Consider the following 8,676-nt stretch of genomic DNA (forward strand, 5'->3'; position numbering starts at 1 on the left):
ATACCCGCGAACAACGTATAGGACGACAGGTAGCACTTACGCCGTGAATCGCCCACCGGAACGGCGGAAGCGGAACGACCCCGCCCGCGCCCGTTCGGGGCGTGGGCGGGGCCGTACGGACTCCCGGTGCCCCGTGGTTCCTCACGGGGCACCGGAAGCGCCGGTGCGTCCGACAGCCTGGACCCCCCGGCCTCGGCGACGGGTCGCACCGGCAGGTCTCCCTTGCCGGTCGCCCCTCCGGGGTGACCAGGCCGTCAGGAAAGCACCGTTCGGGGGCGCGGAAAGCGCCGTCAGGGGGCGGTGCAGGTGACGTTGGAGGGAACGCCGTTGGTACCGGTCCAGGAGGCGCCGAAGCCGAACGACGTGGCGGCTCCGGCGGCCAGGACGCCGTTCCAGCTCGCGTTCTTCACGGTGACGTCGGCGCCGGTCTGGGTGTGCACGCCGCTCCAGAGCTGGGTGATCGTCTGACCGTTCGGGAACGACCACTTGACGGTCCAGCCGGTGGTCGCCGAGGTGCCGGTGTTCTTTACGGTCACCTCACCCTGGAAGCCGCCGGGCCAGGAGTTGGACACCGTGTAGGTCGCGGTGCAGCCGCCGCCGACCGGCCCGGTGAGGGTCCTGAAGGTCACCGGATCGGAGGCGGTGGAGCTGTTCCCCGCGGCGTCCCGGGCGATCACGTAGAAGGTGTACGAGGTGTCGGAGGTCAGCCCGGTCAGCGCGAACGACGCCGAGACCGGCGAACCCACCTTGACATCCGTCGCCCCCGCCTCACGGTAGACGTCATAACCGCTCACCCCGACGGCGTCCGTCGAAGCCGTCCAGGACAGCGTCGCACCCGAGGAGGTGATCGCCGAGGCGACCGGGGTACCCGGCTTGGTCGGCGGGACGGTGTCGACCGGCGGGACGACCCCGCCGTTGTCGGCGTACAGGATGCCGCGGCCGTTGGTGCCGAGGTAGACGCGGCCGTAGACGCGCGGGTCGCCGGTGATCGCCTCGCCCGCGTTGCCGTACTGGTGCTGGTCGTCGTTGATCCTGACCCAGCTCGCGCCGGCGTCGTCGGAGCGGAACACGCCGTTGACGCCGCCGACCGTGGCGACCGCGTACAGCGCCTGGTAGCCGGAGGCGGTGGCGGACTTGCCGAAGCCGATGTTGACGGCGCTCGTGACATTGGAGAGCTTGGTGAACGACGTCCCGCCGTTGGTGGAGTGCCAGATGCCCGAGCTGGTCGTCGTCCCCCCGGCCAGCCAGATGTCGCCCTCGCGGCCGGGTACCGCCTTGAACTTGACGTTGCCCTCGGTGGGCAGCCCGGTCGCGGCGGTGGCCGCGAAGGAGGCGCCGCCGTTGGTGCTGGCGTAGAACTTTCCGGCGCTGAAGCCGTAGAACCTGTTGGAGTTCACCCGGTCGGACTCGACCACGGCATTGGTCGGGAGCCCGGTGGAGGCGGTCCACGAGTTGCCGTAGCCGACCGAGTAGTGCACGCCCACGTCCTTGGGCGCCCAGACGAACCTGGACCCGTTGGCCGCGGCCGCGATCGTGCCGCCCTCGTTGATCCCGCTCGGCTCGGTGCCCTGGAACCAGTTGGCGCCGCCGTCGGTGGAGAACGCGGCGTGGCTGTCGTTCGGCCGGTCGGAGTCGGTGAAGTTGCCCGCGCGGACCATGACCGACGGGTTGGTCTCGGCGTAGTCGAGGCTGGTCGTCGAGGTGAAGTTGGGCGAGGTGAACATCATGGGCGGTACGGCGTCGAGGTTGGTGTGGCGGAAGCCGCCGATGTCGCCGAGACCGCTGACCAGCAGAGCTCCCGAGGGCGGGCTGATCAGGTCGAGGACCGCGGTCTCCTCAAGTCCCTTCACCATCGGCTTGATGGTGAACTGGCCGCCGGTGTCCCACTTCTTCAGGTCCTCGGTGCCGTAGAGCGTGGCGCCGGTGCCGTACATCATGCGGTTGCCGTCGAACGGGTCGATCTCCAGCGATTCGGTCATCCAGCCGAGCTTGGGCGTCGTCTCCGGCGGCTGCGGGTTGGCCCCGAAGGTGAGCCACGGCGAGGAGGAGACGTCCATCGTGTAGCGGAAGCTGCGGTTCGGGTAGGAGGTGAAGTCCCAGACCCGGGTCCAGGTCGCCCCGGAGTCGGTGGAGCGGAAGAAGATGACGTCCGGCCACCAGGAGATCTGGGTGGCGACCATGATCGTGCCGGGGTTCTGCCGGTCGATGGTGAGGCCGCTGTAGCCGAAGTAGTCGTCGGCCGAACTGGAGGGGACCGGGCTGATCTGGGTCCAGGCGCCGGTGGTCGTGTTGAGCTTCCACACGTCGCCCTTGGCGCCGTCGTACGGGCCGCCGGTGTCGCTGGTGGCGATGTAGAGCGTGTGGTTGACGTGGTCGAGCACACCCTTGTGCGCGATGTAGCCGGTGGGCTGGCCGGCCACCCTGGTCCAGGTGGTCCCGCCGTCGGCGGAGCTGTAGACGGTGTTCGCCTTGTCCGCGACGCCGACGTAGATCTTCTGCGTGGTGTTGCCCGCGGTCGCCGAGGACGGGTCGAAGGTCACCCAGACCACGCCGGGACGGTGGCTGAGGTAGCCGTTGGGGTCGGAGGGGTCGGCGGCGTAGTTGCCCGGGTTGGGGAAGGAGGCGACCTTGGCCCAGGTCACGCCCTTGTCGGTGCTGCGCCACAGGCCGTTGCCGTCGGGCGCGCCGAGGTAGACGATGCTGTTCCGGTTGGGGTCGACGGCCAGCCGCTCGCCCATGCCCCGGCCGGGCATGTTGCCGCCGAGCTTGAACGGCAACGCCGTGGCCTGCCAGGTCGCGCCCTTGTCGGCGGAGCGCAGGATGGCACCGTTGTTGGGATCCCAGCTGTTGGTGTACATCCCGGCGGCGACGTAGACCCGGTTGGTCTCCACCGGGTCGGCGGCCAGGCTGACCACGCCGTTGTAGCCCCACTTGTCCCAGCCCACCCAGTCGAGCAGCGGAGTCCAGGTCTTGCTCGCCTGCTCCCAGCGGTAGGCGCCGCCGATGTCGGTGCGGGCGTAGATCAGGTTCTTCTCCTTCTGGTTGAACACGATCCCCGGCACGAACCCGCCACCGTCGACCCTGACGTTCTTCCAGGTGTACGTCTCGGCGGCGGCAGCGGCGGCAGCGGTCCCGGACGCGGACGCCGGAGCGGCCCCGCCCGCGACGGCCACGCCGACCGACGAGCACGCCACCGCCGCGGCGGTGAGCATGCTGAACAGCCTTCTTCGCATGTACGGCTTCCCTTCGCAATGCAACGGACAAACCGCCATGCACGATCAGGTGACGGGACCCTGACCTTCGACCGCCCATGATGCGCGTGCATGAACGCCCAGAGGTTCACATGCCGGACCCCGCTCCGTCAATAGTTTGAACAGACAACTAACAAACCGATGCCCGGCCGCAGCGTGCCGCGCGGAGAGGGCGCGGCGTACGCGGGCGTCCCGCACGTGGCGCCTTCCAGGACCTACTCCGGATCACAGTCGGTGGCGCACTCCCGGCGGGAAGCGATCATCAGCCGCGAACCCGGCCCTCTCGCCGCGGCCACGTCGTCGGGGTTGGCCAGCGCACAGCGGTCCAGCGAGAGGCAGCCGCAGGCTATGCACTCGGTCAGCCCGTGCCGGAGACGTTCGAGCTGCCTGATCCGGTCGTCGAGCTCGTCCTGCCACAACCCCGAGAGCCTCGCCCAGTCCTCCCTGGTGGGGGTCCGCTCGTCGGGGAGCGCGGACAGTGCCTCCTGGATCGTCCGAAGCGGGATCCCGACCCGCTGGGAGACCCGGATGAAGGCGATCCTGCGCAGCGTGTCGCGGGAGAAGCGGCGCTGGTTGCCCGCGGTGCGGCGGCTACGGATCAGGCCCTTGGACTCGTAGAAGTGCAGGGCTGAGACGGCGACCCCGCTGCGCGAGGAGAGCTGGCCGACGGTTATCTCCGGATTGTTGGGCATGCGGCAGTCTATCTTGACCTCAACTTACATTGAGGTTGTCGGGTGGCGCGCCGTTCACGGGAGCTCGCCCGGCCCGGAGCCTCAAGGTGTCTCCCCCTCGGCCGCAGAGGGATGTTCGGGTAAGAATAGGCCGCATGACGAGAACACTGGTGCTGGGTGGCGGAGGCGTGGCGGGCATCGCCTGGGAGGCGGGGATCGTCACGGGTCTTCGCAAGGCGGGACTGGAGCTGGGAGAGGCCGACCTGGTGGTCGGCACCTCGGCCGGCTCGGTGGTCGGGACGCTGATCGCCACCGAGGTCGACCTGGAGAGCTCGGTCGGCGTCCAGGCGGACACCGAGACCGCGACCGTCTCCGCGGTGGACATGGAGGCGGTCATGGCCGCCTTCGGCGTGCTGTACGACCCGTCCCTGGAACCGCGGGAGGCCCGGCGCAGGGTCGGCGAGCTGGCCCTGGCCGTGCGGGACACCGGCGCCAGGATCGAGACGATCGGCGACCGGCTGCCCGTCAAGGAGTGGCCGGAGCGCCGCCTGCTGATCACCGCGGTCGACGCGGCGACCGGCGAGTTCGTGGTCTGGGAACGCGACTCGGGGGCGCCGCTGGTGTCGGCGGTCGCCTCCAGCTGCGCGGTCCCCTGCGTGTTCCCGCCGGTGGAGATCGGCGGGCGCCGCTACATGGACGGCGGGGTGCGCTCGGCGACCAACGCCGACCTGGCAGCGGGCAGCTCGGCCGTGGTCATCCTGGAACCGCTGGCGCACGTCTCACCGAGGGCGCGCTTCGAGGCCGAGCTGGCCGAACTGGGGGACGCGGCGGTCGCGCACATCGTCCCCGACGAGGCCTCGGTCGCCGTGTTCGGCGCCAACGTCCTCGACCCGGCCCTGTGGCGCCCCGCCTTCCAGGCCGGCCTCGCCCAGGCGCCCGCCGTCGCGGAGAGCGTGGCCAGGGCCTGGCAGGACTGAGAACGACGTGGGCGCGGGCGGGGCGGCGCCGCTCTGGGTGGTGAGCGGGCCTCCGGGAGCGGGGAAGTCGACGGTCGCGGCGGCGCTGCTGGCGCTGCTCGACCCACCTCCCGCGCTGCTCGACAAGGACACCGTCTACGGCGGCTTCGTCGCCGCCACCCTCCGCGCCCACGGCCGCGACGACGGGGAACGCGAAGGCCCCTGGTATGACGAACACATCAAGCGGTACGAGTACGACGGGCTGACCGAGGTCGCCCGGCAGATCCGCTCGCACGGCTGCCCGGTGATGCTGGAAGGCCCCTTCACCACCCAGGTACACGACGCGGCGGTGTGGGAGCGCTGGGTCGGGCGGCTGGGCGGGCCGCCCGTACACCTCCTCTGGGTCCGCTCGGACGGTGCGGCGCTGCGCTCCCGGCTGGAGGCCAGAGGGCTCGCCAGGGACGCGGGCAAGCTCGGCCGCTTCGCGGACTACCTGCGGGCCATCAGGGTGGACGAACCACCCGTCGTGCCGCACGACGAGATCGACAACCGTCCTGGGGCACCCTCCCTGACGGCACAGCTGGAGAGGATCATCGCCTCCGGGTAGACCGCCCGCCGTGGCGTCCCCGAGCCCTGACCGGCCTGCCTCCCGGACCGGGACACCTGTTCACCGCCGGGAATCTCCCCGGCGACGGGCGAGGCCATCGGCTCGGGCGGCCGGCGGACACCGGCGCCTCCGCCTCTCGCGTCCGTACGGGAATCCCGGACGCCGGATATCGGCGTGCCCGGCGTCCGAAACGCAGGTGAAACCCGAATCGCGGGAATCTCGGATGCCGGACACCGGCGCCGGCTCTCGACCATGGGAATCGGGATCTTCCGAATTCGGCCCCGGCAGGCGTCAACGGTCACCCCAAGCCGCCCCGTATTTCCGGACCAGAACCCTATTTGGAACGATTCGACAAAATTGAGTCATATTTCATGACAAGTTTGCATTGCAGGCATAACGTAGCGGCCTTACGTTCCCGGTATGGATCTCGAGCTCCGACACCTCAAGATCGTGCGCGCGGTGGCACAGGCCGGTAGCGTCACCAAGGCCGCCACCCACCTCGGACTGGCCCAACCCGCACTGACAGCACAGCTCAAACGGATAGAGCGGGTTCTCGGGGGAGCTCTTTTCGAACGCGATCACAACGGCGCGCGGCCCACGCCCCTGGGGGAGCTGGTCCTGTCACGCGCGATGGTACTTCTGCCCGCGGCCCGCGAACTCCAGGAGGAGGCGCTTCGATTCGCCAACGCGAACGCCGACGTCCCCAGCTACCGGCTGGGCGCCACCAACGGCCCGATACTCGGCGGCCTGATGGACCGCCTCGCCACCGCCTGGCCGTCCACTCCCGTGAGCACCCACACCTCCTGGTCCGCCAAGGAGCTCACCACCATGGTGATGCTGGGCCGGATCGACTTCGCGTTCATCGGCGCCTGCGGGGAGAGCCCACCACCGGTGGAGGGACCGGTGGTGTGGTCGACCGTGGGCACCGACCCGGTCTTCGTACTGCTCAACGAGGACCATCCGCTGGTCGACAGGAAGGAGGTGGAACTGGCCGAGCTGGCCGACGAGCAGTGGACCGTCACCCCCGGCGACAGCTGCTTCGGCGACTGCTTCGTCACGGCCTGCGCCCGCGCCGGCTTCACCCCCAAGACCATCTACGAGACCGACGTGGCCACCTGCATGCACCTGGCCAAGGTCGGCCGCGCCGCCGCGCTCTGCCAGGCGACCTTCCAGCCCGCCGAGGGGTTGAAGCTGGTGCCGCTCGCCGGTGCCCCGCTGCGCTGGCGGCAGCTGTTCGGCTGGCACCCGGAGGCGGCCACCGCCGGAGCCGCCACGGCGATCTTCGAACACGCGAAGGCCGCGCACTCCGACGCGGTCGGGCGGAGCAGACGATATGCCGCGTGGCTGACCGAGAACCCCGGGTTGGGCACCTCTCCATAACGTGACGGTAGGGGACATTCGGTAGAGGCGCGCCTCATGTGCACACCGTTACCTTGACGGCACCCCCCACATGAGGAGAGAACCCATGCTCCGCAGAAGTGCCGTGACAGCGGGCTTCGCGCTCGCCGTCGCCATGGTGGCCACCCCCGCCATCGCCCACCAGGGACCCGGCGAGACCGCCGCCGCCCCCTACACCCTCGCCGAGGCCCGGACACTGGTGGAGGCCACTGCCAAGCCGGCTCCGGGCCTGGTCGACGCCATCCGGCGCGACCTCGGCGGCACCAGCGAGCAGGCCTCGGCCCGGCTGATCAACGAGGCCGCCGCCGCCAAGGTCGAGCCCGCCCTCCGCGGGCAGCTCGGCACCTCCTTCGCCGGAGCCTGGGTGACCGGCCCCACCTCCAACCTCGTGATCGCCACCAGCGACTCCACCAGGATCGCCTCGCTCGCCAGGTCGGGCGCGGAGGTCAAGCTCTTCAAGAACTCCCTGGCCACGCTCGACACGGCCAAGGAGCGGCTCGACCAGCTCGTGGCCTCCGCGCCGAAGTCGATCCCGTCCTGGTACGTCGACGTGCGGAGCAACAGCGTCGTCGTGCTGGCCGGTGACGTCGCCGAGGCGCAGGCGTTCGTGGACGGCAGCGGCGTGGACAAGTCGCTCGTCCGCGTCGAGGCCTCGCAGGAGAGGCCCAAGCCGCTCTACGACGTCCGCGGCGGCGACGCCTTCTACATGGGCGGCCGCTGCTCGGTCGGCTTCTCGGTCACCCGCGGCAGCCAGGGCGGCTTCGCCACCGCCGGCCACTGCGGCACGGCCGGCACCGCCACCCAGGGCTACAACCAGGTCGCCCAGGGCACCTTCCAGGGCTCGTCCTTCCCCGGCAACGACTACGCGTGGGTCGCGGTCAACTCCAACTGGACCCCGACCGGCGTGGTGAACGGCTACAGCGCGGGCATCCTCCCGGTGACCGGCTCCACCCAGCAGGTCGTGGGCAGCTCCATCTGCCGCTCCGGCTCCACCACCCAGTACCGCTGCGGCACCATCAGCCAGCACAACACGAGCGTCACCTACCCCGAGGGCACCATCACCGGCCTGACCCGCACCACCGTGTGCGCCGAGCCCGGCGACTCCGGCGGCTCCTACATCTCCGGCAGCCAGGCCCAGGGCGTCACCTCCGGCGGCTCGGGCAACTGCACCGTCGGCGGCACCACCTACCACCAGCCGATCAACGAGATCCTCTCGGCGTACGGGCTCACCCTGGTGACCAACGGGACCCCGCCGCCCACCGGGTGCAGCGGTTACCAGAGCTCCTACACCGGCTCGCTGACGTCCAACGCCAACGCCTACCAGCCCGGCACCGCCGGCTACAGCGCCGCCGCGGGCGTCCACCGCGTCTGCCTGGACGGGCCCAACGGCACCGACTACGACGCCTACCTGCAGAAGCTGAGCGGCTCCACCTGGACGACCGTGGCCAGCGGGACCTCCCCCAACCCCGATGAGGCCTTCACCTACAGCGGCACCGCGGGCACCTACCGCGTACGGGTGCACGCCTACAGCGGCTCCGGCTCCTACACCCTCGGCCTGACCAGACCGTAAGGGCCTGCCCGGCCGGACCCGATCGAGTCCGGCCGGGCACACACCGGGCACGCGAGCCCCGGCGATCGCACATCCCGAGCGGACCCCGGGGAGGTGTCCCGGCCGCCCTCCCCGCCACGAGCCCGTGCGCCCAGACCACCGACTAAGGCCCCTAAGCGTGTGCTAAGTGGGAAAGGATGTGGAGTCGCAGTGACAACCAGGAGGTTGGCTTAGAAGCAGCCAC

General features: G+C 70.3%; 6 protein-coding genes. 4 read left to right on the forward strand and 2 right to left on the reverse strand.

What is annotated here, in order from left to right; translation table 11 throughout:
• Positions 1–290: 290 nt before the first annotated feature.
• Both ABT130_RS38475 and soxR read right to left on the reverse strand, forming a co-directional pair.
• Positions 291–3,233 carry a cellulose binding domain-containing protein gene (locus ABT130_RS38475; protein ID WP_350964129.1) on the reverse strand — a complete coding sequence of 981 codons (2,943 nt, stop codon included), beginning with the start codon at positions 3,231–3,233 and terminating at the stop codon, positions 291–293.
• Positions 3,234–3,466: 233 nt separating this feature from the next.
• A complete protein-coding gene (gene soxR, locus ABT130_RS38480) occupies positions 3,467–3,943 on the reverse strand; it encodes a redox-sensitive transcriptional activator SoxR (protein WP_350964131.1) in 477 nt (158 codons plus the stop codon).
• 134 nt (positions 3,944–4,077) lie between these two features.
• Here soxR and ABT130_RS38485 point away from each other — a divergent pair, with 134 nt between their 5' ends.
• The 4 genes from ABT130_RS38485 (at position 4,078) to ABT130_RS38500 (ending at position 8,453) form a co-directional block, all read left to right on the forward strand.
• On the forward strand, positions 4,078–4,899 hold the full coding sequence (locus ABT130_RS38485) for a patatin-like phospholipase family protein (RefSeq protein ID WP_350915061.1): 822 nt from the start codon (positions 4,078–4,080) through the stop codon (positions 4,897–4,899).
• A 7-nt stretch (positions 4,900–4,906) separates the two neighbouring features.
• Complete coding sequence (locus ABT130_RS38490; protein WP_350915063.1) at positions 4,907–5,485, forward strand: P-loop nucleotide/nucleoside kinase family protein; 579 nt, start codon at positions 4,907–4,909, stop codon at positions 5,483–5,485.
• Between the two features lie 420 nt (positions 5,486–5,905).
• Positions 5,906–6,865: a LysR family transcriptional regulator gene (locus tag ABT130_RS38495; RefSeq protein WP_350915065.1), complete on the forward strand. Its 960-nt coding sequence runs from the start codon at positions 5,906–5,908 to the stop codon at positions 6,863–6,865.
• Between the two features lie 85 nt (positions 6,866–6,950).
• Complete coding sequence (locus tag ABT130_RS38500) at positions 6,951–8,453, forward strand: S1 family peptidase (RefSeq protein ID WP_350964134.1); 1,503 nt, start codon at positions 6,951–6,953, stop codon at positions 8,451–8,453.
• Positions 8,454–8,676: the final 223 nt, after the last annotated feature.

The organism is Streptosporangium sp. NPDC001681, assembly GCF_040298085.1.
In the GTDB taxonomy this organism is placed as follows: domain Bacteria; phylum Actinomycetota; class Actinomycetes; order Streptosporangiales; family Streptosporangiaceae; genus Streptosporangium.